Below are 23,053 nucleotides of genomic sequence, written 5' to 3'. Positions count from 1 at the left end.
CTATTGCTTCTGCAGAAGTTTCAGGCGGCAGCGCAGCGCTTCCCGGATATGGGTGCGCGCCAGCTTCTCCGCCTTGTCGCTGTCGCGGGCCGCGATAGCGCTGATGATGGCGCGATGTTCCCTGCGGCTGGTCGACGGGCGGCCGGCCACGGAGAATGTGGTGGGGCCGAGCAGCGCAATCCAATCCTGCAGCTCCCTGGAAGCATTACCGAGATAGCGATTGCGGGCAGCGCGGCAGATCGCTTCATGGAAGGCGCGGTTGAGCTCTGCCATCTCGACTGGATCGTCCGGGTGTTCCGCAAAGGCCTGCTCGATGTCGGTCAGGGCATCGATCTCGGGCTGCGAGGCGTGTTCGGCGGCGAGCCGGGCGGCCGAGCCTTCCAGGATCTCGCGCATGGTATAAAGCTCGAGCACCTCGCCGATATCGAGGCTGCGGACGATCAGCCCCCGTCCGCCCGCCGGCGCCACGAAACCGCGCGCCGCAAGCCGACCCAGCGCTTCGCGTACCGGCGTGCGGCTGACCTTCAGCCGCTGTGCCACCTCTTCTTCCCGCAGCCGGTCTCCGGCCCGATAGGCTCCCGCCTTCAGCGCCTCGCACAATGAGCGGAACACGGCTTCCCCGAGCTGAACGCCGGAACCGCGCGAAATCGATCCGATCGCCTTGTTTGGCCGCTTTGCCATCCTGTCTCCGGTCGCAAAGCGCATCAATCCCATGCAAAGACGGCGCTTGCGGTGCTTATGTATATCTTTGTATACAGAAATGGACAATGGTGCAGGCATCCCGGAAAGCGCCGAAAATGGCCTTTCGGTTGGGCAGAGGGAATGAGCAGCAAATACGACGTGCTGGTGATCGGTGGCGGCAACGCGGCCATGTGCGCGGCGATCAGCGCGCGCCGTGCGGGCGCTTCCGTGCTGGTGCTGGAGGGGGCGCCAAAGTTCTACCGCGGCGGCAATACGCGCCATACGCGCAACATGCGCTGCGCCCACGACGCCGCGACCGAGATCCTCACCGGTCCCTACACCGAGGAGGAATTCTGGGACGATCTGTTGCGGGTGACCGGCGGGGAGACCGACGAGGACCTCGCCAGGTTCATGATCCGCGAGTCCAAGGACATCCTGGACTGGATCGTGGAACAGGGGGTGCGCTGGCAGCCCTCGCTCGGCGGCACGCTCAGCCTTGGCCGCACCAATTCGTTCTTCCTCGGCGGCGGACGCGCGATGCTGAACGCGCTCTATCTCACCGCGGAACGGCTTGGCGTCGACATCCGCTATGATGCCGAAGTCGTCGATATCAAGGTCGAGGACGGCATGTTCCTCTCGGCCGAACTGAGGCGGCCGATCGACGGCACAACGGAGGTAAGCGCCTCAACGCTGGTGGCCGCCGCCGGCGGTTTCGAAGCCAACATCGAATGGCTCAGGGAATATTGGGGCGAGGCCGCCGACAACTTCCTGATCCGCGGCACGCCCTATAATCGCGGCTCGATCCTGAAGATGCTGCTGGCCAAGGGCGTGCACCAGGTCGGCGATCCCACGCAGTGCCACGCGGTGGCGATCGACGCCCGCGCGCCGAAATTCGACGGCGGCATCATCACACGCCATGATTCCGTCGTGTTCGGCATCGTCGTCAACAAACACGCCGAGCGCTTCTACGACGAAGGCGAGGACATCTGGCCGAAGCGCTATGCGATCTGGGGCCGGCTGGTCGCCGCACAGCCCGACCAGATCGCCCATATCATTTTCGATTCGACAGTCGTGACCAGCTTCATGCCGACGCTGTTCCCGCCGATCGCGGGCGGTACGATCGCCGAGCTTGCCGGCAAGCTCGAGCTTGATCCGGCGGCGCTGGAAAAGACCATCACCGAGTTCAACGCCGCGGTGCGGCCCGGCACCTTCGATCACACCATCCTCGATGATTGCCGCACCGAAGGCATCGTGCCGCCGAAGACGCATTGGGCGCGCCGGATCGAGACGCCGCCTTATCTCGCCTATCCGGTGCGGCCCGGCATCACCTTCACCTATCTCGGCACGCGCGTGAACAAGCAGGCGCGGATGCTGATGAAGGATGGCAAACCTTCCGCCAACATGTTCGCCGCCGGCGAGATCATGGCCGGCAATGTGCTGGGACGCGGCTATGCCGCCGGCATCGGCATGACCATCGGCAGCGTGTTCGGCCGGATCGCAGGACGGGAAGCGGCAAAGAATGCACGGAACTAGGATCTTGCAGGAAGCCGATCGTCTGATGACGGTCTGCAATTCGTGTCGCTATTGCGAGGGGCTGTGCGCGGTCTTCCCCGCGATGGAGATGCGCCGGTCGTTCTCCGACGGCGACCTCAACTATCTCGCCAATCTCTGTCACGCCTGCGGCGCCTGCTATGTCGACTGCCAGTTCTCGCCGCCGCATGAGTTCAACGTCAATGTGCCGAAGACGCTGGCGGTGGCGCGCGCCGAATCCTATGCCGCCTATGCCTGGCCGCGCGCGCTGTCCGGCGTGTTCGCACGCAATGGGCTCGTCATCAGCCTGATTGCCGCCTTCAGCATGGCCGCCTTCATCCTCGGCTTTGCCGCCTTCAACGATCCGAGTGTGCTTTTCGGCATCCATACCGGCCCTGGCGCCTTCTATAAACTGATGCCTCATAACACGATGGCGGCGCTGTTCAGCGCGGCTTTTCTCTATGCGATCCTGGCCCTCGTCATGAGCGTGCGCGCATTCTGGCGCGATATTGGCGAGCCGATCGGTGGGCACGCCGACGGCGGCTCGATCTTCCAGGCGATTCGCGATGCCGGTGAGCTGCGCTATCTCCATGGCGGCGGGGTCGGCTGCTACAATGAGGACGATCGGCCCACCGATCGGCGTAAGCTCTATCACCATCTCACCTTCTACGGCTTCCTGCTGTGCTTTGCGGCGACGTCGGTTGCCACGCTCTATCACTATCTCCTGGGACGCGAGGCGCCCTATCCGTGGTGGGACGTGCCGGTCGTGCTTGGCTCGCTCGGCGGCATCGGCCTGATCGTCGGGCCGATCGGGCTGCTCCTGGCGAAAGGACAGCGTGATCCCGCGCTGCTCGATGATACCAGCTATGGCATGGATGTCGGGTTCATCGCCATGCTGTTCCTGACGGGCATCACCGGAATGGCGCTGCTGCTGTTGCGCGAGACGCCGGCGATGGGACCGCTGCTCGCGCTGCATCTCGGCGCCGTGTTCGCGCTGTTCATCACCATGCCCTATGGCAAGTTCGTCCACGGCATCTACCGCTTCGCCGCGTTGGTGCGCTATGCACAGGAGCGGCGTCACGGCTTGAGCGATTAGGCGAACAGATGGCATGTTCGCGCTGCGCGAGCCGGACGATGATCTGGCGCCGCCGATCATCCGTGAGCCGGGGGAGGGCGACATGTTGACCATCACCGCGATTATCCGGGCCAAGAAGGGCCATGAGGCCGTCATGCGTCAGGCGCTGCTCGAAGTCGCAGCGAGCGTTCGCGCGAACGAAACGACGACTGTCGGCTATTACATATCGCAGGACACGATCGACCCGTGTGTGTTCACGACCTACGAGCGCTACGTCGATCGCGCAGCGATGGATATGCACAACAATTCCGACGCCGTCCTCCGCTTCTTCGGCGTCGGCAAGCCCATCATCGATGGCGAGGTGACGCTGGTGACCGGCACCGAAATTTCCAGGAAGAACGACTAGATCATCGCGAATCTATCCTGTCGCGCGGGGTAGGCTGCCGTTCGCGGCGATTTCGGCCGACATCTGCTCGATGGTTTTGCGCTGCTCCATGGCAGCTCGCCGGATCAGCGCAAAAGCGGCAGGTTCGGCAACGGAGTGCGTGTGCATCACCTGAAGGACGGCAGCCAATACGACGCGGCGCGAGCGCAGGCGTTCTTCCAGCTTGAGGACTTGTTGCTTCAATTCGTTGGTGCGCTCGGCCCGCTCGAACGCCATCACCAGTGCGGCGTAGATGCCGGCTGAGCGCAGCGGCTTGACCAGAAATGACGCCGGGTCGAGTTCCAGCACCAGCTTCAGCCGGCTTGGAGTCTCCGTGCCGAGCAGGGCGATGACAGGACATTGTCCAAGCAAGGCCCGCTGCGTCGGCGAGGTCAGCGGCAGGAATTCATCGTCGATCAGCGTCACATCCGACTGACACGCGAGAGCGCTTCCTTGCTCCCATGTCAGGACGTCGATTCCCAGACGTTCGAACTGGCGCCTGACGATCGACAGGTCGCGCTCGTCCTTGATGGCGACGAGGGCCTTGCGGCCGCGGAGGGAAAATGAAGACGGTTTGCTCATTTCACAACCCGCAAATGAAGCGCACTCGGCGACGTTCCGTCCCTTGACTTCTCACGCACGGGTCCGGCGGCGATGTCGAGCTGCGTCAAATAGGGATCCGGCTTAACCGGTGCGTCGGACTCCCAGAAGATGTCGAACTGTCCCTGCGCATTCGAGACGGCCAGACGCGGCGTAAGGACGCAATGGTTATTGGCACCATCGATCCAGACCGGTCCCTGCGGCGAATTGTAGCGATAGCCGGCGGCCGCGCGCCGCACCTCACCAATGTTAGACGTCCCGGCCCGATGCAGCGCGCGCGCCAAGAGATACACCGCGACATAGGTGGATTGTCCATCGACGCAGGGGCTGCTGGCTTCGCCATGACGCGCCTTCCAGCGCTGCACGAAGGCGAGGTTCTCGGGCAGGCGGATGCTCTCGAAATAGGCTGACGACGTGATGCATCCTGCGGATGCGGGTCCGACTATCTTGAGCTCCGGCTCGCAGAGGCTGCAACTCAGCATCGGAATGTCGAGACCGGCCGCCGTGGTAGCGGCATGAAAGGCGCGGATGAAATCGTAGCTCGAACTGCCGACGAGCGTATTGAAGACGACGGGCGGCTTGCGGCGGACGATTTCGTCGACGATGTGCCCGACTGCGCTTTCGCCCAGCTCGAGCAGCCGTTCGGCAAGGATGCTTCCCTGCGCCGCTGTTACCAGTTCGCGGGTGACGCGATTGGTCTCCCAGGTCCAGACATAGTTGGATCCGACGCAGAAGATGTGTCGTGATAAATTGTCGAGCACGTAGCGCACGAGCGGCAGCACATTATGGTTGGGCGACGCGCCGACATAGATGACGTTGTCGGAGCATTCGAACCCTTCGTAACGGGCAGGGTACCAGAGCAGGCGATCGGTTCGCTCGACGATCGGCAGCACTTGCTTGCGCGAGGCCGAAGTGTAGCAGCCGATGATATGCTCGACGCCTGCGTTGCGAATGAGGTCATCGCAAACCGTGTGGTATTCCGAAATGACCCCGCGGGGATCGCGGACATGCGCGGTGAGCGAGAAATCAAAGTCAGGGTGATTGTTGATCTCGTCGACCGCCATGAGGGCGCTCTTCAATATCTCGCGGCCCATGGCCTGATAGGGCCCGGAGTGCGAACATATGATGCCAACTGGAACCGACGGCTTTGTCATTGATGGCTTTCGACGAGACGGAGCCCTGAGGAAATCATCATCGCCGATATCGGTGCAAGAGGTCTTGCCGATTTACTGCGCATGACGCTCGCGAAATTTGTGCAACCTCCCTCGTTGACAATGCGCTAGGCACGAACCTAGAATTTTTGACTGCCGGGCTTACTGTCGAACCGTAATTTGCTTCGGTCAGGCCGATGACGTCCTGATCCCAGCGGCGACTGCTCCGTTCGATCTTGAGCCCATGCGATAGACCATAGCAGCGGCATTTGAGCCATTCGTCACCTCATTCCGGAGGGGCGGGTGGCTTTTTTCTTTTGCCGTACAAGAAACTGGCGAAACATGCGTGTCGCCAGGCCGATGGCGCGTGCGCGACGATCGGCCTGATGCGCCTGGGAAGCGACGAGCGAGGAACAAAAGGCGATGCCGACGACAGATATTTGCTATCTCGGGTTGGTCGAGGTTGGGCAGCAGATACAGGCGAAGAAGCTGTCGCCTGTCGAAGTGACAAAGGCGATGCTTGAACGGATTGATCGGCTCGATCCCAAGCTCAAGAGTTACGCCTGTGTCATGGCTGATTCCGCGCTTGCGGAAGCGACGGCAGCAGAAAAGGAAATCTCCTCTGGTAAGGTCAAGGGGCCGCTGCACGGCGTGCCGGTTGCGATCAAGGATCTTTGCTGGGTCAAGGGCGCACCGGCCGCGCATGGAATGACCATCCATCGCGACTTCCGTCCGAGTGAGGATGCCACGGTCGTTGCGCGCCTGAAAGAGGCGGGCGCGATCATCCTTGGCAAGCTGCAGCAGACCGAAGGTGCCTACGCCGATCATCATCCGAAGATCGACCCACCGAAAAATCCATGGAACGTGGATTTGTGGTCGGGCGCGTCGTCGAGCGGTTCGGGTTCCGCCACCGCAGCCGGCCTCTGCTTCGGCTCGCTCGGCACCGACACCGGCGGCTCGATCCGCTTTCCATCCGCAGCCAACGGCATCACCGGGCTGAAGCCGACCTGGGGGCGGGTCAGTCGCTATGGCGCGTTCGAACTCGCGGCGACGCTGGATCATATCGGGCCGATGACGCGCAGCGCGGTCGATTGCGGTGCCATGCTCGGCGCGATCGCGGGCGAGGACGCCAAGGACACCACCGCCGTGCCGCTGGCCGTGCCGGACTATCTTGCCGGCCTGTCCGGCAGTCTGCGGGGCGTTGCGATCGGTGTCGATCGGCGCTGGACCAGCGAAGGCACCGATGAGGCCGCAAGCAAGGTCCTCAGTGAAGCTTTGCGGGTCGCGGTGGACCTCGGCGCAGAAATCGGCGAGATCGCCTTTCCGGATACCAAGGCCATTGTCGACGACTGGTTTCCGCTTTGCGGCATCGAGGCAGCGGTTGCGCACGAGGCGACCTACCCGTCGCGCAAGGGCGAATACGGTCCCGCGCTTGCGGGGCTGCTCGATCTCGGCCTGCAGCAGTCCGGCGCCGACTATCAGAAGATCGTGCTGCGGCGCGAAGCGTTTCGCGGCGCGGTGCGACGGTTGTTTGAGACGGTCGATCTCATCGCTGTGCCGGCCCAAGCCTTTGCCGCACCCACGCTCGCGACGATGGCAACGCTCGGCGAAGACGCTTCCCTGATCGCCGGATTGCTGCGCTTCACCTGTCCGTTCGACATGACCGGAAGCCCGACCATTACGCTTCCGGGCGGTTTCGCCCCGAACGGCGGCCCGGTCGCCTTTCAGTTTGTCGGCCGCCATTTCGATGAAGCGGGTCTTGTCCATGCGGGTGACGCGTTCCAGCGCGTCACCGATTGGCACAAGCATCATCCCGCTCTCTGATCCAAGGAGCCGTTCGCATGACAGCAGAAGATTGGTTGCAGAGTTCCATCATGTCGAAGCGCGGCCTCGCCAAGGGGGTGGCCGGCACGAAACGTAGTTTGACGATCGAGCAGCAGGGGGGCTTTCACTACGTCTACGGACCCTATGCGAAGCCGACGCTGTCGATCGATCCGGGAGAGGTCGTTGTCGTCGAGACCGAGGACGCGTTCGGCGGCGTGCTTACGAGCGAGAGCGACAGTCCGACGGCGAAACTGAACTTTCCCTACCTCAACCCGCAATGCGGGCCGATCGCAGTGAAGGGCGCCAAGAAGGGCGATTGCCTTGCCGTTTATATCCACGACGTTGAGACTCGCGGCGAGCAGCCGGCCGGAACGACCTGCATCATCCCTGAGTTCGGCGGGCTTGTCGGGACGAGCTCGACAGCGATGCTCAATCCACCGCTGCCTGAGCGCGTCCGCAAGCTGCATGTCGACAGGAACGGCGTGCGCTGGAACGACAAGATCACGCTGCCCTACGAGCCGTTCATCGGCACGATTGGTGTCTCGCCCGAGATCGAGGCAATCTCCTCGTTGCAGCCGGACTATCATGGCGGCAACATGGACCTGCCCGATGTCGCACCCGGGGCCGTTCTTTATTTGCCCGTGCATGCCGAGGGCGGGCTTCTTTACGTCGGCGACTGCCATGCAACACAGGGAGATGGCGAACTCTCCGGCGTTGCGCTCGAACAGCGTGCGACGGTCACGCTCCAGATCGATCTGATCAAGAACTGGAGCTTTGCCTGGCCCCGTCTGGAGACGCGCGATTTCATCATGACCATCGGCAGCGCACGCCCGCTCGAGGATGCGGCCCGCATCGCCTACCGCGAACTCACGCGATGGATGAGCGCGGATTACGGCTTCGACGAGATCGACGCGTACATGCTGCTCAGCCAGACCGGGCGCATGCGGCTCGGCAACATGGTCGACCCGAAATACACGATGGGTGCATCGATCCTGAAAACCTACCTCAAGGCGTAAATTTCAGCCGCTTTTCAACAAGGGGACATTTCAATGAAATCAGGACATCTGCTCCGGACCGCTCTTCTTGGCGTCGTGCTGGGGACGGCAGCGTTCGGTGCCACGCAGGCAGCCGAGCCGCCGCTGAAGGTCGGTCTGCTCGAGGACGTCTCCGGCGATCTGGCATTCATGGGCATGCCGAAACTTCACGGCTCGCAGCTTGCGGTCGAGGAGATCAACAAGAGCGGCGGCATCCTCGGGCGGCAGATCGAGCTCATCCATCTCGATCCACAGGGCGACAATGCCCGCTATCAAGAGTTTGCGCGACGTCTGCTCAGTCGCGACAAGGTCGATGTGCTGATCGGAGGCATCACGTCCGCTTCGCGCGAGGCCGTCCGGCCGATCATCGATCGGACGACCACGCCGTATTTCTACACCAACCAGTACGAAGGCGGCGTCTGCGACGCGAGCATGATCAGCATGGGGGCGGTCCCCGAGCAGCAGTTCTCGACGCTGATCCCCTGGATGGTCGAGAAGTTCGGAAAGAAGGTCTACGTCATCGCTGCCGACTACAATTTCGGACAGATCTCGGCGGAGTGGAACCGCAAGATCATGAAGGATCTCGGCGGCGAGGTCGTCGGCGAGGAATTCATCCCGCTCGGCGTTTCGCAGTTCGCGCAGACGATCCAGAATATCCAGAAGGCGAAGCCGGATTGGCTCCTGACCATCAATGTCGGCGCCGCCCAGGACTCGTTCTTCGAGCAGGCCGCCGCGGCAAAGCTCAATTTGCCGATGGGCTCGTCGATCAAGGTCATGCTCGGCTTCGAGCACAAGCGGTTCAAGCCGCCGGCGCTCAACAACATGCATGCGACCGCGAACTGGTTCGAGGAGATCGATACGCCCGAAGCCAACGACTTCAAGAAGCGCTGGCACGCGAAGTTCCCCGATGAACTCTACATCAACGACATGGGCTACAACGCCTATAACGCGCTCTACATGTACAAGGCGCTGGTCGAGAAGGCGAAATCGACCAAGCTCGAGGACATGCGCAAGGTGATCGCAACTGGTGAGGCCTGCATCGATGCACCCGAAGGCAAGGTCTGCATCGACCCGAAGAGCCAGCACACTTCTCACCGCATGCGTCTGATCTCCGTCGGTCCTCAACATGAGGTGACCGTCGTGAAGGACTACGGAACGATCAAGCCGTACTGGCTTGGCGACATCGGCTGCGACCTCACCAAGAAGAATGACAAGGACCAGTACACGCCGAGTCATTTGCCGAACAAGTCGTGACGCCACTCATCGGATCATGACTTTGAATTGCGCGGACGCCGCATCGCTGCGGCGTCCATGACGAAGGAGCGGGAGACCGACGATGTCGGCTGAACTATTCTCGGTATTTTACCAATTCGCCGACGTCTTCGCGTTTCTAATCCTCTCGGCCGCAGGTCTTGCGATCGTGTTCGGCATGATGGGCGTCATCAACATGGCGCATGGCGAGTTCATCATGTGCGGAGCCTATGTGACGGTCGGACTTGTGAAGCTCGGCGTGCCGCTTGCCATTGCGCAGGGGCTTGCCGCGGTGACGGCTGGATTGATCGGGGTTGCCGTCGAATACCTCATTGTTCGTCGGCTATATAAGAGACCGCTGGATTCCTTGCTCGCCACCTGGGGACTCAGCCTGATCGTCACGCAATCGATGCTGCTGATCGTGGGATCGTCGGTCACGGGGATCGGCACGCCGGAGGGCAGCTTTGCGATCGGCGGCTACACATTCTCGACCTATCGACTCGTGCTGTTCGCGTGTGCGGTCGCTGTGCTGATCGGTCTCTACGTGATCTTCATGAAGACACGGTTCGGCGTGATGGCGCGTGCGACGATGCAGAATGCCGCGATGGCAAAGGCGTTGGGTGCGCGCACCGGGCGGATCTACGCAATCAGTTTCGGCATCGGCGCCGGGCTCGCCGGCCTTTGCGGTGCGCTTTACGCGCCGACGATGACGCTGATTCCGACGATGGGTGCTACGTTCGTGGTGGAGAGTTTCGTCACCGTCGTGGTCGGCGGGGCCAATGTCCTGCTTGGTACCGCGCCGGCCGCCGTGTTCCTGGCGATGATTCGAATGGCCCTCAATGCAAGCTATGGGCAGATCATCGGCCAGATCGGCATGCTGTTTGCAGTGATCCTGATCATCCGTGTCTTGCCCGAAGGCCTTTCCAGCGTGCTGGTCCGTCGCGGACGCTGAGCGGGGGTGTGATGTTCAAACTGCTTGATGGTCCGCAGACCTTGGGACGTGGATGGACGTTCTGGTCCTGCTTTCTCGCCGTGCTGGCAGCCGCGTTGATCTATCCGGTCTTCGCGGACTCCTACGATGTCGGCAACTTCTCCTATTTCCTTATCTGGGTTTTCATGGCGCTCGGCCTCTGCCTGATGTGGGGCTATGGCGGCATGCTGTCGTTCGGCCAGACATTCTTCTTCGGCATCTCCGGTTATGCCTATGGCGTATTGGCCATCAACATGGGCGGAGGTTCGACGACGATCGCAGCGCTGGTGCTGTCGGTGATCATCGCGATGATCGCGGCAGGAATCCTCGGTTATTTCATGATCTGGGGCGGCATCAGCGGCATCTTCTTCGGCATCGTGACGCTGTCGGCGACGCTGGTGCTGGCGTTCTTCCTTGGACAGACGGCCGGACCGGAATGGCACATTGGCACTGCGCGGCTGAACGGCTTCAACGGCATGAAGGGCATGGATCCGCTCACAATCGGCGATTTCTACATCGAGGGATCCGCGCTGTACTACGTCATGGTCGCGCTGATCGTGATCGTCTACATCGCGCTGCGCATGCTGGTGAACTCGCGCATCGGCAACGTGATCGTCGCGACGCGCGAGAACCCGCAGCGCGCCGAGATGCTCGGCTACGACGTCCGCAAGTATCAATTGCTTACATTCGTCATCGGGAGCGGGCTCGCCGGCCTCAGCGGCGCCCTTTATACGTCCTGGGGGCAGTTCATCACCCCATCGAGCATCGGACTGCCGGCCGCCGCCATGCCGATCGTGTGGGTCGCATTCTCCGGACGAAGCGATCTGACGGCGACGCTGGTTGGCTCGTTCCTGCTGCTGTTCGGCTTCCAGACCATCACTGTCTATAGCCAGCAGGCTGCGCTCGTGCTGATGGGTACGCTTCTGCTCGCCACCGTGATGCTGGCGCCGCAGGGTTTTGTGCTCGGTGTTGGCAAGCTCGTGGTCGATCGCTGGACCGGGCGCCGGCGGCGTGACGCGAATTCCACTCTGGCGGACACCGGTCGCCTGCAATCGGATGAGGCCTGACATGGCACTTGTCGATGTGAAGGGCGTGACTAAACGCTTTGGCGGATTGACGGCGGTCTCCGACGTCGATCTGACTATCAATGCCGGGGAGGTTCATTGCCTGATCGGCCCCAACGGCGCCGGCAAGAGCACGCTGTTCAAGCTGATCGTCGGCCTCTATCCGCCGACCAAAGGCAGCATCTTCTTCGACTCCATCGATATCACCGAGGAACGCCCCTTTGCGCGTGTGCAGCGGGGCATGAGCATCAAGATGCAGGCGCCGAGCGTGTTCAAGGAGCTGCCAGTCCGGCAGAATATCCAGATCGCGCTGCAGGGGCGCCTCTCGGGCGCGGAGCGCGACGTTGAGGAGGAGCGGCTGCTCACGCTTCTTGATCTTGCGTCGGACAGCGGCAAATTGGCCGGTGCTCTTTCGCACGGCCAGCAGCAGTGGCTCGAAATCGGCATGGCGCTGGCGCTGCAGCCGCAGCTATTATTGCTGGACGAGCCGACCGCCGGCATGTCGCCGGAGGAGACGTTCAAGACCGGGGAGCTCATCAAGTCGTTCAATGCCGAGGGCATGACGATTCTCGTCGTCGAGCACGACATGGCATTTGTGCGGCAGATTGCGCAACGCGTGACCGTGCTGCATCTCGGCAAGATCTTCGCGCGAGGCAGTCTCGAGACGATCATTCAGGACGAGAAAGTCGCTGAAATCTACCTTGGTAAGACGCATGCCCACTGATCGGATTCTGGACGTATCGGAACTCTGGGCGGGTTACGGCGCCACGCCGATCCTGCAGGGCGTGAGCATGTCGGTGTCCCGCGGCGAGATCGTCGGCGTGATCGGCCGGAACGGCGTCGGCAAGTCGACGCTGATGCGGTGCCTGATCGGGCTTCTGGAGACGTGGCGCGGCACGATCACCTTCTTAGGTGAGGATGTGACCCAGTTGCAGGCCGACGCCCGGGCGCGCGCCGGCTTCGGTTACATCCCGCAGGGACGGGATGTGTTTCCGCAGATGAGCGTCGAGGAAAACCTGCAGGTCGGCGAACTGATCGGCGGACCAGAGGGCAAGAAGCTGCCCGAGCTCGTCTATGAGTATTTTCCACGATTGAAGGAGCGGCGGCGGCAGGTTGCCGGCACCATGTCCGGAGGCGAGCAACAGCAACTTGCGATCGGCCGGGCTCTGATCGGAAATCCGACCTTGATGATCCTCGACGAGCCGTCCGAGGGTATCCAGCCGTCGATCGTGCAGCACATTTGCGACGCGCTGAAATCGTTCCGGGCTGAGCTGGGAACGACGATCGTTTTCGTCGAGCAGAACCTGGATACGATCCTGGAGATCGCCGAGCGCTGCTACATCATGGAAAAAGGTAAGATCACGCGATCGCTGGCCGGCGAGGACGTCAACGCAGACAATGTCCGCGCGCAACTGCTGTTATGAGCCTCACCTTTGCAGGAGCGCGCCTTGTTCATGAACGCGTCATTTGAAATCAAAATGATCAGGGAGGGAGACGAACATGGATTTAGGTCTTAAAGGAGCCAACGTTCTCGTCACGGGCAGCACCAAGGGCATCGGCAGGGCGATCGCCGAGACCTTCGCCAATGAGGGCGCCAATGTCGGAATTTGCGCGCGCAATCAGGCGGACGTGGACAGCACGGTCGCGGCGCTCAAGGCAAAGGGCGTTGCGGCGTTTGGCGGTTCGGTCGATGTATCCAATGGTGCGGCACTCAAGGCCTGGGTGAGCAACATGGCATCGAAGCTCGGCGGCATTGATGTCGTCGTCGCCAATGTCAGCGCCCTGTCCATAGGGCAGGACGAGGAAAGCTGGGAGAAGGAATTCTCCACCGACATGATGGGAACGGTCCGCCTGGTGAATGCCGGGATGCCATATCTGGAAAAGAGCGGCGCTCCTGCGATCGTGACGATCTCCAGCGTGTCGGGACGCGAGGTCGATTTTGCGAGCGGCCCCTACGGCACTTTCAAGGCGGCGATCATCCACTATACGCAGGGCCTGGCCTATCAGCTCGCCGCGAAGGGCATACGCGCCAATTCCGTGTCTCCGGGCAACACCTATTTCGAGGGCGGTGTCTGGAACATGATCAAGGACAGCAATCCCGAACTGTACAAGAGTGCGTTGGCGCTCAATCCGACAGGACGGATGGGCACGCCACAGGAGATGGCGAATGCCGTCGTGTTCCTTGCGAGCCGGGCGGCCAGCTTCATCACGGGAACTAACCTTGTCGTGGACGGTGCCTTGACACGAGGCGTGCAGTTCTAGGTAGGCGCGGCGGAATTCGAATGAAAGGTCCCGACGCCGGAGCGTCCGGTGCTGGCGCGCGAGCGCATTCCCGATGACAACAGGAACTCGACATGTCTGCGGATCAACTGCACTACAAGTCCATATCTGAACTGTCCGAATTGTTTCGCCGCAAGGAGGTGTTGCCTTCGGAGGTCACTGAAGCAACGTTGAACCGCATCGACAAGCTCGATGGAGGCTTGCACGGATATGCCGTCGTCCTCGCGGAGCGGGCCATGGCGCAGAAGGCAGCATGACAGCGAGATCGGCAAGGGCATTTGGCGCGGCCCGCTTCATGGCGTTCCGATCGGTCTGAAGGACCTGTGCTACACGACATTTGCGCCGACGGCGGGCGGCACGAAGGTTCATGCGACGTTCGTGCCGTCCTTCAATGCGACGATCGTTGATCGGCTCGAGCGCGCCGGCGCGGTCACGCTCGGAAAGCTCAAGATGACGGAAGGCGCCTATACGAGCCATCATCCTGATGATCAGGCGCCGCTCAATCCCTGGAATGCGGACTATTGGGTCGGCTCCTCATCGACCGGATCGGGCGTCGCCACCTCCGCCGGTCTCTGCTACGGATCGATCGGAAGCGACACCGGCGGTTCGATCAGATTTCCTTCGGCGACCTGCGGGTTGACCGGAATCAAGCCGACATGGGGCCGGGTGAGCCGCTATGGAATTTTCCCGCTGGCGGACTCGCTCGATCATATCGGACCGATGTGCCGAAGTGCTGCGGACGCCGCAGCGATGCTGGGCGTCATCGCAGGCGCTGATGTCAACGACCCGACGGCTCTGCAGGCTCCCGTTCCGAATTATCTGGCCCGAATCGGCGATGGCGTACGCGGCCTCAGGATTGGTGTGGATCGCAAATACACGCAGGATGGAATCGACCCGCAGGTCGTGGCGGCCTTGCTGGAGGCCGAGCGCACGCTGGTGGAGCTCGGTGCCGAAATCCGTGAGGTTCGATTTCCCTCCTACGAGAAACTCGTCAGGCTATGGATCCCGATGTGCTCGGTCGAGACAGCCGAAGCGCATCTGGAGACCTATCCATCACGCAAATCGGAATACGGTCCGGACCTTGCGCAGTTGATCGAGCAGGGCAGGTCGGTGAGCGGTGTCGAGATCGCGGCCATTCATCATGAGCGCCTCAAGTTCTGCGGCAGCCTGGCAGCATTGTTCGGGGATATCGATCTTTTGCTCATTCCGACGATGCCGGTGCCGATTCCGAGCCTTGCGAAGATGAGTGAATACGGCGCCGATCCGAACGTGCTCTTGAGCATCCTGCGCTTCACCGCGGTGTTCGACTTCAGCGGGAGTCCGACGATCACGCTCCCCATGGGGATGGCGTCGGATCGGATGCCGCTGAGCATGCAGCTGGTCGGCCCGCATCTCTCAGAGGATATGCTCGCGCGCGCAGCTCACGCGTTCCAGTCGGTCACGGACTGGCATACCCTCCGGCCGCCGATTGGATGACCGTTCGGAGACCGGCTACTGGGTCAAGAAAAGCAACGCGGCGATTGCGGCCGACAGTGCAATCGCCGCGACCGTCGCGGTGGTCGACAGGACACCCACCGCGCGCAGCGCACCGGCGAAGATCATGATCAGAGGCGTCGCGGTGATGAGGCCTACCTGCGCGTCGCTCATGGTTCCAACTCCGATCTCGTCTCTTTGTTTGGGCATGATCTTTTCGGAAAACCGGTTTCCACTTTTCCGCATCGTGCTCTAGCAACTCGATGCCGCCCGCCTTGTGCGACCGTGCTGACCGGACCCTACGCGGCAGGCTGCCCCCGTCTTTGTCCGGGGACAAAGATCGCGGCTAGCGATCCGAGGCACAACCCCGCCCGGAGGATCCATGTCGGCTCAAGATTGCGAAGTGCAGGAAAGCGGCCTGCTGGCTGAACTCCCCGGCGACCCCATGATCTGGGTGCTGATCTTCAGCGAGCTTGCGGTCTTCGGCCTGCTGCTCGGCGCATTCGCCGTCGCCCGCGCCGTCAATCCTGCCATCTTCGCCTCCGGCCAGGCCGTCCTTGATCCGGGCCTCGCGGCGCTCAACACCTTGGTTCTGGTGACCAGCGGGTGGGCCGCCGCACGTGGAGCGGCAGCCGCTCGCGCGCGTGCAGCGGCGGCGTGCCGTCGCTGGCTGGGGCTCGCGATCGCGCTTGGAGGCGTATTCGTCGCGATCAAGCTGCTCGAATACGATAGCGAGATCGCGGCCGGTGCGGGACTGGAGACCAGCACGTTCTTCACGCTGTATTTCCTGCTGACCGGCTTCCACCTGCTGCACGTCGTGCTCGGCATGGTGATCCTCGCAGTGGTTCAGCGCGGTGCGGAAGGGGGCGCGGTCGAGACCGGAACGTCGTTCTGGCACATGGTCGACCTGGTCTGGATCCTGATGTTTCCGATCATCTATTTGGTGCGCTGAAATGATGGCCCGTCATCCGCTCGAAACGACCCTGATCCTCCTGATTGGCCTCGCGATCGCGACGCTGATCGCTTCCCGAAGCGTACCGATTGCATGGCTCGGCAATATCGTCGTGCTCGGGCTCGCGGCCCTGAAGGGGCGATGGATCCTGCTCGACTTCCTCGGACTTCGCTCCGTGCCCGCGATCTGGCGCGGACTGATCACCGCTTGGGTGCTCGCCGTCGCATCGTTCACCTGGGCGGCCTCCGTCGCCAGATTGCTGATCTGAGGCGTCGAATGTGGCGCTGGTTGCTCCAGCACAAAGAACCGACGGGACTGCTGCGTAGATTGGCCGGGCGCTCGCACCACTCACAAGAACGGGAAAGGATAGGTGATGGCTGAACGCCTCACGAAAACGGCTGCCCGGAACGTCTTCTACGGGGGATCCGCCTTCTTCTTTGCGATCTTCCTCGGCCTGACGGCCCACAGCCACTACTACATGGTGAACACCTCGACCAACGCCTCGACGCTGACGGATTCGGTCGCGCGCGGCAAACATGTCTGGGAGAAGAACTCTTGCATCAACTGCCACACGCTGCTCGGCGAGGGCGCCTATTTCGCGCCTGAGGTCGGCAACGTGTGGGATCGCTGGGGCGGCAAGGAAGATCCGGCCGCGGCAAGGGACATCCTGAAGTCGTGGATGCAGTCGCAGCCGTCAGGCGCGCCCGGCCGGCGGCAGATGCCGCAATTCAACCTGACCGACCAGGAACTCAACGATCTCGCCGACTTCCTGCAATGGACCAGCACCATCAAGCGCCAGGACTGGCCGCCCAACAAGGCCGGATGAGCACCGCGTCCCGACAGCCCTTCAACAAGAGAGCTTTTCGATGAAGTACCAGACCCAGAAAGTCGCGATGCTGTATTTCTACGGCGCGCTGACGCTTTTCCTTGCCCAGGTCATCTTCGGCCTGCTTGCAGGCACGATCTACGTCCTGCCGAACACGCTTTCGGTCCTCCTGCCCTTCAATATCGTCAGGATGATACACACCAACGCCCTGATCGTGTGGTCGCTGATCGGCTTCATGGGCGCGACCTATTACCTGCTGCCGGAGGAGACCGAGACCGAGCTCTTCAGTCCGCTGCTCGCCAAGATCCAGTTCTGGATGTTCTTCGGCGCCGCGGGCGCCGCGGTCGTCGGCTATCTCTTCCACTACCATGAGGGGCGTGAATTCCTCGAGCAGCCCTTCATTATCAAGGTCGGCATCGTCGTCGTCTGCCTGATGTTCCTGTTCAACGTGACGATGACGGCGTTGAAGGGGCGCAAGACCACGGTGACGAACATCCTGTTGTTCGGCCTGTGGGGCGTTGCGATCTTCTTCCTGTTCGCGTTCTACAATCCAGCAAATCTCGCGGTCGACAAGATGTACTGGTGGTACATCGTGCATCTGTGGGTCGAGGGCGTCTGGGAGCTGATCATGGCCTCCGTGCTCGCCTTCCTGATGATCAAGCTCAACGGCATCGACCGCGAGGTGGTCGAGAAGTGGCTCTACGTCATCATCGGCCTGGCGCTGTTCTCGGGCATCCTCGGCACCGGCCACCACTTCTACTGGATCGGCGCGCCGGGATACTGGCAGTGGATCGGCTCGCTGTTCTCGACGCTGGAGGTCGCGCCCTTCTTCACCATGGTGATCTTCACCGTGCAGATGACCTGGAAGGCCGGACGCAAGCATCCGAACCGCGCCGCGCTGTTGTGGTCCGTCGGCTGCTCGGTGATGGCGTTCCTCGGCGCAGGCGTGTGGGGATTCCTGCACACCCTGTCCTCGGTGAACTATTACACGCACGGCACCCAGGTGACCGCCGCACACGGGCATCTCGCGTTCTTCGGCGCCTATGTGATGCTGAACCTCGCGGTGATGGCCTACGCGATCCCGGAGATCCGCGGCCGCGCGCCCTACAACCAGTGGCTCAGCATGGCAAGCTGCTGGATCATGTGCACGGCGATGCTGACGATGACCTTCGCGCTGACCTTCGCCGGCGTCGTCCAGGTCCATCTGCAGCGCGTGCTCGGCCAAGGCTACATGGAAGTGCAGGACCAGCTCGCAATGTTCTACTGGGTCCGTCTCGGCTCCGGCGTGTTCGTCGCGATCTCTGCGCTGATGTTCGTCTGGGCCGTGCTGGTGCCCGGACGTGAGAAGCGGTCCTTCGCCGGCGGAGCGCTGCAGCCCGCCGAGTAAAGCAACGCGGCGGCCGCGCACGTCGCGGCCGCCATTCCCCTGGATGTCCCGGAGAACCAATCATGAAATCCGTCCTTCAGGCTGTGGCAGGCCCCGCTTCTGAGGTTCCGGCCTATGTGCCGAGCGGAAATGAGTGCGCGTTGTTCGAGCACGCGTGGCGTCACCGCCTCCCGGTGCTGCTGAAAGGCCCGACCGGCTGCGGCAAGACCCGCTTCGTGGCCCACATGGCCGCACGCCTCGGCATCCCCTTGCATACCGTCGCCTGCCACGATGACCTCACCGCGGCCGATCTCACCGGCCGCTACCTGCTCAAGGGCGGCGACACGGTCTGGACGGACGGTCCCCTGACCCGGGCGGTGCGCGAAGGCGGCATCTGTTATCTCGACGAGGTGGTGGAAGCCCGCAAGGACGTGACGGTGGTGCTGCATCCATTGACGGACGACCGCCGGATCCTTCCGCTGGAGCGCACCGGCGAGGAGCTTGTCGCGCCGCCAGGCTTCATGCTGGTCGTCTCCTACAATCCCGGCTACCAGAGTCTGCTGAAGGCATTGAAGCCGTCGACACGGCAACGCTTCGTTGCCATCGAGTTCGACTTTCTGCCGCCGGAGCAGGAGATCGCCGTCGTATCGGCGGAAAGCGGGCTTCCACCGGATCGCGTGCGGCCGCTGGTGCAGCTCGCCGGACGTCTGCGCGCGCTCAAGGGACATGACCTGGAGGAGGGTGTCTCGACGCGCCTCATCGTCTACTCCGCCACCCTCGTCGCCGCCGGTGTTTCCGTCACCGAGGCCGTCCTCGCCGGCATGATTGAGCCGTTGACTGATGATAACGACGTCAAGGCCGCGCTGGTGGAGGTCGCACGGGCCGTCATTGGATAGGTGAGCGTCGATGCTGGATTTTCTCGAGCTGGAGGAGACCGTCGGCCGTGCGTGGCATCGCCTGGTCGGCGCGACCGCGTCCTATCCGGTTCACGCCGATCACGCGGTCGCACTCTCCGAGATGCAGGGACAGATCGCCGTCATGTTCCGCGCGCTCGGCGGCGAGGCGGGCGTCGCGCTCGCCGGCGCGGGCGCCCGCAAATCCGGACACCGGCTCGCCTGGAGGCAGCGGATTGGCCTCGGTGACGAATCCCTTGCCCATCCCGGACGCGACGCGGCGACCGTCTTCCTGCCCGAGCGCATCGCTTTGTTTCCGGATCGCGCCCTGAACGCGGCTCTCTATCGTTGGCTCGCTGCCTGGTTTGCCACCGTGCCGCTGGAGGCGATAGACGAGACCGATCCGCTGCGGCGCGATCTCCTCATCCTACGTCGCGCCCGTGCCACGGCCGCCATGGTCGCCGCCCGTTTTCCGGGACTGGCCGGCTCCTACACACGACTTGCGGCGGCGGTGGCATCTGCCCGGCCGCAGCGGCCATTGCCTCGCGCGGAGCGCGAGGTCGAACAGATCGTGCTTGCGCTGCTGGGCGCCGCGGCGCCGCCACGAGGGGACCTGTGGTTTTCGCTGATCGGCGAGAACGCGTTGCCGGAACGCGCGCCGCCCGGATATCGCCCGGTGCTGCCGTGTCCGTTGTGGGGCGATTGCTGGACCCGCGACCTCGCCCAGATATCTCAAGATCAGGACGATGTCTCGCACGACGCCCAGGCGGACGCGCCGGACTCGCGAAAGCGCTTTGCGACCCGCGAGCGGGAGAACGGAGCCGACAAGAGGGATCCGTTCATCCTCAACCGGTTCGAGAAGATCCTGGCTATGGCGGAGATGGTGAACGTTGATCGCCCCTCCGACGACACCGAGGACGAGAACGCGCGCAAGGCGGCCGACGATCTGGAGGAGCTGTCGATCGGGCGGCGCAGCGGAAAGCCTGCGACGAAGTTGAAGTTCGATCTCGACCTGCCGCCGGAAGCGGTCGACCCCTCGCGGCTCGATGGCGAGCGGCTGTACCCGGAATGGGATTATCGCGGCCGCATCTATCTGCAGGACCACTGCCGCGTGTTGACGGCGCATGCGAGCCAGACCGGCGAAAGCTGGGCGGCCGACCAGGCCCCGCGCCGCCGCATCCGCCAGGTGCGGCGCCAGTTCGAGGCGCTGCGGCCTCGCCACGAGCTCGCAAGGGCCCAGCCCGACGGACACGATCTCGACATCGACGCGCTGGTCCGTGCGCGTTGCGATCTCCGTGCCGGCAGCGGCACGCTCGATCGCGTTCACCTCGCGATGCGGCCGCAAGGTCACGATCTGGCGGTGACGCTGCTCGTCGACGTGTCGCTCTCGACCGACGCCTGGGTCGATGGGTACCGCGTCCTGGACGTGGAGAAGGAAGCGTTGCTTGTCCTGGCTCACGGACTGTCGGCCTGCGGCGATCACCACAGCATCCTGACCTTCACCTCGCGCCGTCGCTCCTGGGTGCGGCTCGAGACCGTCAAAGCGTTCGGAGAGCCGATGAGTGCGCAGGTCGAGCGGCGCATCGGGGCACTCAAGCCCGGATACTACACTCGCATCGGGGCGGCGGTGCGCCACGCCGCGTCCGAACTCGCAGCGCAGCCGCAGCGGAAGAAATTGCTGATCGTTCTCACCGACGGCAAGCCGAACGACGTCGACCACTATGAGGGGCGGTTCGCCATCGAAGACACCCGCAAGGCCGTCCAGGAAGCGCGCCGGCTCGGCGCCGCAGTCTTCGGCGTCACGATCGATGCGACCGCCCAGAGCTATTTTCCGACGCTGTTCGGGCGCAGCGGCTACGCAATCGTCGGCAACATCCGGCGCCTGCCAGCCGCCTTGCCGGCGCTCTACCGCCAGCTGACGCAATAGTTAGAGCGCGATGACCTTTGTTTGAATCGGGGTGATTGCGCTTGTTCACCTCTCCCATAGGGAGAGGTCGGCGCGCAGCGCCGGGTGAGGGGTTACGGTCCCTCGATTGAGCGCATCCCCCTCACCCGGATCGCATTTCGCTCCGCTGCATGCGATCCGACCTCTCCCCGATGGGGAGAGGTAAGACACTTCCGACGTGGCGCCCACTTAGCCTGATCTCAGTACGCCCTAACCTTCCGGCAGGTCTAGACAGCACGACTGTGTGTGGCCGCGGATCGTGGAAGATGCGCGTCGAATGCCGAGGCGACGCTGCGGACCAGGAATTCGGCGCCATCATTGACCGCGAGGCGGTCACCGAACATCGTCACAGCGCCATCGGCGATGAGGCTCTCGATCCGCGAACGATCGACGATAGCTGACTGTGGATCACGGCCGTGCAGCCGCGATACCTTGGGGAGGTCAACCGCAAGATCGCACATGATCCGCTCGATGATGTCGGCGCGGAAGCGGTCTTCCTCGGTGAAGGCGTAGCCCTTGACCGTGGCGAGCCGGTCCTCGACGATGCGCGCAAGATAGTCACGCGTCGGCACGGCGTTCTGCACGAAACCTTGCGGCATGCGGCCGATGGCGCTGGCGCCGAGGCCAATGAGGGTGTCGGCCGAATCGTCGGTGTAGCCCTGGAAATTCCTCCGCAACCTGCCTTCTTGTCTCGCCACGGCAAGATTGTCGGTGGGAAGGGCGAAGTGATCGAGGCCGATGCGCATGTAGCCCGCATCGAGCAACGCCTGCGCGATCGTTTCGGACTGAAGATGCCGCTCGATGCTGTCAGGCAAGGACTCTTCGGCAATCTTGCGCTGGTGCTTCTTGAAGGACGGAATGTGCGCGTAGCCGAACACCGAGAAGCGATCCGGACGCAGCTCGACACATTTGGCAACCGTGTCCAGGCACGAATCCACCGTCTGCAGGGGCAGGCCATAGAGCAGGTCGAAATTGAGCCTGCGGACGCCGGCCCGGCGCAGCCGCTCGACGGATGCTGCCGTCTGTTCGAAACTCTGGTGCCGATTGATGGCGCGCTGCACGGCCGGATCGAAGCTTTGGACGCCAAGGCTCGCGCGGTTGACGCCGCAATAGCCCAGCGCCTCCGCCATCGGCTCGATCAGCGTGCGGGGATCGATCTCGACGGCGATCTCGGCTTCCGGCAGCACGAAGAACGAATAGCGCAAGGCACCGATGAGGTCCGCGAAGGTCTCCGGCGACATGATTGTCGGCGTGCCGCCACCGAAGTGGATATGGGAGAGCGGCAGCCTTTGCCCAATCGTCTCGGCGACAAGGAGTGCCTCCGTGCGCAGGCCCGACGCGTAGATCGCAATCGGCTCGTCACGCTTGCTTACGGATGTATGACATCCGCAGTACCAGCACATGGCTCGGCAGAACGGGACGTGGAGATAGAGTGACGCCGGCTGGCGAATGGGTATCGATTTGAGCCACTGCCGATAATCGACTTCGCCGATCGCAGGTGAAAAATGCGGGGCCGTCGGATAGCTGGTGTAGCGCGGCAGCCGGTCCTGCCCGTAGGATTGCGCCAAGTCGGATCGCATCTGCCTTCCTCCTTCGTCTCCGCATGATCTATCGGACCCGTGGTGGAATGACTTTGTTCTAGCTCAATCGCATATCAGGTTGAGAGGTAGCCCCGGTGAGGCTGCGCTCCCTCTTTCGCAAGCGGGAGAGGTGA

At 62.7% G+C, this 23,053-nt stretch carries 22 protein-coding genes and 1 pseudogene; 18 read left to right on the top strand and 5 right to left on the bottom strand.

The genetic code is table 11. The annotated features are described in order from the left end of the window. The gene (locus ACZIRK_RS25640; RefSeq protein WP_463328321.1) at positions 1-681 is read right to left on the bottom strand and encodes a GntR family transcriptional regulator; all 681 of its coding nucleotides are present in this window, start codon (positions 679-681) and stop codon (positions 1-3) included. A gap of 141 nt (positions 682-822) precedes the next feature. On the opposite strand from ACZIRK_RS25640, the gene tcuA reads away from it, so the two are divergent. The 3 genes from tcuA (at position 823) to ACZIRK_RS25625 (ending at position 3,692) form a co-directional block, all read left to right on the top strand. Further along, positions 823-2,214, top strand: coding sequence for an FAD-dependent tricarballylate dehydrogenase TcuA (gene tcuA / locus ACZIRK_RS25635; protein WP_463328320.1), 1,392 nt, complete (start codon positions 823-825; stop codon positions 2,212-2,214). Next, on the top strand, positions 2,201-3,307 hold the full coding sequence (gene tcuB / locus ACZIRK_RS25630; RefSeq protein ID WP_463328319.1) for a tricarballylate utilization 4Fe-4S protein TcuB: 1,107 nt from the start codon (positions 2,201-2,203) through the stop codon (positions 3,305-3,307). The genes tcuA and tcuB overlap by 14 nt, the downstream gene beginning before the upstream one ends. A gap of 82 nt (positions 3,308-3,389) precedes the next feature. Continuing rightward, positions 3,390-3,692, top strand: coding sequence for a putative quinol monooxygenase (locus ACZIRK_RS25625; RefSeq protein ID WP_463328358.1), 303 nt, complete (start codon positions 3,390-3,392; stop codon positions 3,690-3,692). Positions 3,693-3,704: 12 nt separating this feature from the next. Here the strand turns inward: ACZIRK_RS25625 and ACZIRK_RS25620 are convergent, their stop codons facing one another. Both ACZIRK_RS25620 and ACZIRK_RS25615 read right to left on the bottom strand, forming a co-directional pair. Further along, complete coding sequence (locus ACZIRK_RS25620; protein ID WP_028162218.1) at positions 3,705-4,292, bottom strand: ANTAR domain-containing response regulator; 588 nt, start codon at positions 4,290-4,292, stop codon at positions 3,705-3,707. Beyond that, positions 4,289-5,464, bottom strand: coding sequence for a transporter substrate-binding domain-containing protein (locus tag ACZIRK_RS25615; protein ID WP_463328318.1), 1,176 nt, complete (start codon positions 5,462-5,464; stop codon positions 4,289-4,291). Before ACZIRK_RS25615 ends, ACZIRK_RS25620 begins: the two co-directional genes overlap by 4 nt. Positions 5,465-5,884: 420 nt before the next feature. Here ACZIRK_RS25615 and ACZIRK_RS25610 point away from each other — a divergent pair, with 420 nt between their 5' ends. From ACZIRK_RS25610 to ACZIRK_RS25570, 9 genes and pseudogenes are all read left to right on the top strand, one after another. Continuing rightward, positions 5,885-7,285 carry an amidase gene (locus tag ACZIRK_RS25610; RefSeq protein WP_463328317.1) on the top strand — a complete coding sequence of 467 codons (1,401 nt, stop codon included), beginning with the start codon at positions 5,885-5,887 and terminating at the stop codon, positions 7,283-7,285. Positions 7,286-7,302: 17 nt separating this feature from the next. After that, the gene (locus ACZIRK_RS25605; protein WP_130223970.1) at positions 7,303-8,301 is read left to right on the top strand and encodes an acetamidase/formamidase family protein; all 999 of its coding nucleotides are present in this window, start codon (positions 7,303-7,305) and stop codon (positions 8,299-8,301) included. A 33-nt stretch (positions 8,302-8,334) separates the two neighbouring features. Next, positions 8,335-9,573, top strand: coding sequence for an urea ABC transporter substrate-binding protein (locus ACZIRK_RS25600; protein WP_456642684.1), 1,239 nt, complete (start codon positions 8,335-8,337; stop codon positions 9,571-9,573). 82 nt (positions 9,574-9,655) lie between these two features. Next, positions 9,656-10,522 carry an ABC transporter permease subunit gene (locus ACZIRK_RS25595; RefSeq protein WP_028162223.1) on the top strand — a complete coding sequence of 289 codons (867 nt, stop codon included), beginning with the start codon at positions 9,656-9,658 and terminating at the stop codon, positions 10,520-10,522. 11 nt (positions 10,523-10,533) lie between these two features. Further along, positions 10,534-11,607, top strand: coding sequence for a branched-chain amino acid ABC transporter permease (locus tag ACZIRK_RS25590; protein ID WP_463328316.1), 1,074 nt, complete (start codon positions 10,534-10,536; stop codon positions 11,605-11,607). Position 11,608: 1 nt separating this feature from the next. Beyond that, positions 11,609-12,328, top strand: coding sequence for an ATP-binding cassette domain-containing protein (locus ACZIRK_RS25585; protein ID WP_463328315.1), 720 nt, complete (start codon positions 11,609-11,611; stop codon positions 12,326-12,328). Next, positions 12,318-13,028, top strand: coding sequence for an ABC transporter ATP-binding protein (locus ACZIRK_RS25580; RefSeq protein ID WP_130223980.1), 711 nt, complete (start codon positions 12,318-12,320; stop codon positions 13,026-13,028). The genes ACZIRK_RS25585 and ACZIRK_RS25580 overlap by 11 nt, the downstream gene beginning before the upstream one ends. Positions 13,029-13,104: 76 nt before the next feature. Further along, positions 13,105-13,866 (top strand): SDR family NAD(P)-dependent oxidoreductase, encoded by a 762-nt coding sequence (locus ACZIRK_RS25575; RefSeq protein WP_456642681.1) that lies wholly within the window; start codon positions 13,105-13,107, stop codon positions 13,864-13,866. A 92-nt stretch (positions 13,867-13,958) separates the two neighbouring features. Next, a pseudogene (locus ACZIRK_RS25570) lies at positions 13,959-15,360 on the top strand (amidase). Positions 15,361-15,375: 15 nt separating this feature from the next. On the opposite strand, the gene ACZIRK_RS25565 reads toward ACZIRK_RS25570, so the two are convergent. After that, positions 15,376-15,531: a hypothetical protein gene (locus ACZIRK_RS25565; RefSeq protein WP_463328314.1), complete on the bottom strand. Its 156-nt coding sequence runs from the start codon at positions 15,529-15,531 to the stop codon at positions 15,376-15,378. 208 nt (positions 15,532-15,739) lie between these two features. Between ACZIRK_RS25565 and ACZIRK_RS25560 the strand changes: the two genes are divergently transcribed. The 6 genes from ACZIRK_RS25560 to ACZIRK_RS25535 all read left to right on the top strand — a co-directional run bounded on the left by ACZIRK_RS25560 (position 15,740) and on the right by ACZIRK_RS25535 (position 21,321). Beyond that, positions 15,740-16,309 carry a cytochrome c oxidase subunit 3 family protein gene (locus ACZIRK_RS25560; RefSeq protein WP_463328313.1) on the top strand — a complete coding sequence of 190 codons (570 nt, stop codon included), beginning with the start codon at positions 15,740-15,742 and terminating at the stop codon, positions 16,307-16,309. Position 16,310: 1 nt separating this feature from the next. Further along, a complete protein-coding gene (locus tag ACZIRK_RS25555; RefSeq protein ID WP_463328312.1) occupies positions 16,311-16,577 on the top strand; it encodes a cytochrome C oxidase subunit IV family protein in 267 nt (88 codons plus the stop codon). A gap of 105 nt (positions 16,578-16,682) precedes the next feature. Then, a complete protein-coding gene (locus ACZIRK_RS25550; protein WP_028162230.1) occupies positions 16,683-17,135 on the top strand; it encodes a c-type cytochrome in 453 nt (150 codons plus the stop codon). Between the two features lie 40 nt (positions 17,136-17,175). Then, positions 17,176-18,522 carry a cbb3-type cytochrome c oxidase subunit I gene (locus ACZIRK_RS25545; RefSeq protein WP_130223990.1) on the top strand — a complete coding sequence of 449 codons (1,347 nt, stop codon included), beginning with the start codon at positions 17,176-17,178 and terminating at the stop codon, positions 18,520-18,522. A gap of 62 nt (positions 18,523-18,584) precedes the next feature. Continuing rightward, positions 18,585-19,397 carry an AAA family ATPase gene (locus ACZIRK_RS25540; protein ID WP_463328311.1) on the top strand — a complete coding sequence of 271 codons (813 nt, stop codon included), beginning with the start codon at positions 18,585-18,587 and terminating at the stop codon, positions 19,395-19,397. A gap of 10 nt (positions 19,398-19,407) precedes the next feature. Beyond that, a complete protein-coding gene (locus ACZIRK_RS25535; RefSeq protein ID WP_463328310.1) occupies positions 19,408-21,321 on the top strand; it encodes a nitric oxide reductase activation protein NorD in 1,914 nt (637 codons plus the stop codon). Between the two features lie 245 nt (positions 21,322-21,566). On the opposite strand, the gene hemN is transcribed toward ACZIRK_RS25535, so the two are convergent. Next, positions 21,567-22,919 carry an oxygen-independent coproporphyrinogen III oxidase gene (gene hemN / locus ACZIRK_RS25530; protein ID WP_463328309.1) on the bottom strand — a complete coding sequence of 451 codons (1,353 nt, stop codon included), beginning with the start codon at positions 22,917-22,919 and terminating at the stop codon, positions 21,567-21,569. Positions 22,920-23,053: the final 134 nt, after the last annotated feature.

This window comes from Bradyrhizobium sp. Leo114 (assembly GCF_055229415.2).
This window is presented reverse-complemented; position numbering and strand designations above follow the sequence as displayed.

Coding starts and splice junctions, on each gene's coding strand:
- ACZIRK_RS25575 (WP_456642681.1), top strand. CDS start 13,105: ATGGATTTAGGTCTTAAAGGAGCCAACGTTCTCGTCACGGGCAGCACC.
- hemN (WP_463328309.1), bottom strand. CDS start 22,919: ATGCGATCCGACTTGGCGCAATCCTACGGGCAGGACCGGCTGCCGCGC.
- ACZIRK_RS25535 (WP_463328310.1), top strand. CDS start 19,408: ATGCTGGATTTTCTCGAGCTGGAGGAGACCGTCGGCCGTGCGTGGCAT.
- ACZIRK_RS25615 (WP_463328318.1), bottom strand. CDS start 5,464: ATGACAAAGCCGTCGGTTCCAGTTGGCATCATATGTTCGCACTCCGGG.
- ACZIRK_RS25610 (WP_463328317.1), top strand. CDS start 5,885: ATGCCGACGACAGATATTTGCTATCTCGGGTTGGTCGAGGTTGGGCAG.
- ACZIRK_RS25555 (WP_463328312.1), top strand. CDS start 16,311: ATGATGGCCCGTCATCCGCTCGAAACGACCCTGATCCTCCTGATTGGC.
- ACZIRK_RS25590 (WP_463328316.1), top strand. CDS start 10,534: ATGTTCAAACTGCTTGATGGTCCGCAGACCTTGGGACGTGGATGGACG.
- tcuB (WP_463328319.1), top strand. CDS start 2,201: ATGCACGGAACTAGGATCTTGCAGGAAGCCGATCGTCTGATGACGGTC.
- ACZIRK_RS25620 (WP_028162218.1), bottom strand. CDS start 4,292: ATGAGCAAACCGTCTTCATTTTCCCTCCGCGGCCGCAAGGCCCTCGTC.
- ACZIRK_RS25600 (WP_456642684.1), top strand. CDS start 8,335: ATGAAATCAGGACATCTGCTCCGGACCGCTCTTCTTGGCGTCGTGCTG.
- ACZIRK_RS25625 (WP_463328358.1), top strand. CDS start 3,390: ATGTTGACCATCACCGCGATTATCCGGGCCAAGAAGGGCCATGAGGCC.
- ACZIRK_RS25560 (WP_463328313.1), top strand. CDS start 15,740: ATGTCGGCTCAAGATTGCGAAGTGCAGGAAAGCGGCCTGCTGGCTGAA.
- ACZIRK_RS25585 (WP_463328315.1), top strand. CDS start 11,609: ATGGCACTTGTCGATGTGAAGGGCGTGACTAAACGCTTTGGCGGATTG.
- ACZIRK_RS25580 (WP_130223980.1), top strand. CDS start 12,318: ATGCCCACTGATCGGATTCTGGACGTATCGGAACTCTGGGCGGGTTAC.
- ACZIRK_RS25545 (WP_130223990.1), top strand. CDS start 17,176: ATGAAGTACCAGACCCAGAAAGTCGCGATGCTGTATTTCTACGGCGCG.
- ACZIRK_RS25540 (WP_463328311.1), top strand. CDS start 18,585: ATGAAATCCGTCCTTCAGGCTGTGGCAGGCCCCGCTTCTGAGGTTCCG.
- tcuA (WP_463328320.1), top strand. CDS start 823: ATGAGCAGCAAATACGACGTGCTGGTGATCGGTGGCGGCAACGCGGCC.
- ACZIRK_RS25605 (WP_130223970.1), top strand. CDS start 7,303: ATGACAGCAGAAGATTGGTTGCAGAGTTCCATCATGTCGAAGCGCGGC.
- ACZIRK_RS25640 (WP_463328321.1), bottom strand. CDS start 681: ATGGCAAAGCGGCCAAACAAGGCGATCGGATCGATTTCGCGCGGTTCC.
- ACZIRK_RS25595 (WP_028162223.1), top strand. CDS start 9,656: ATGTCGGCTGAACTATTCTCGGTATTTTACCAATTCGCCGACGTCTTC.
- ACZIRK_RS25550 (WP_028162230.1), top strand. CDS start 16,683: ATGGCTGAACGCCTCACGAAAACGGCTGCCCGGAACGTCTTCTACGGG.
- ACZIRK_RS25565 (WP_463328314.1), bottom strand. CDS start 15,531: ATGAGCGACGCGCAGGTAGGCCTCATCACCGCGACGCCTCTGATCATG.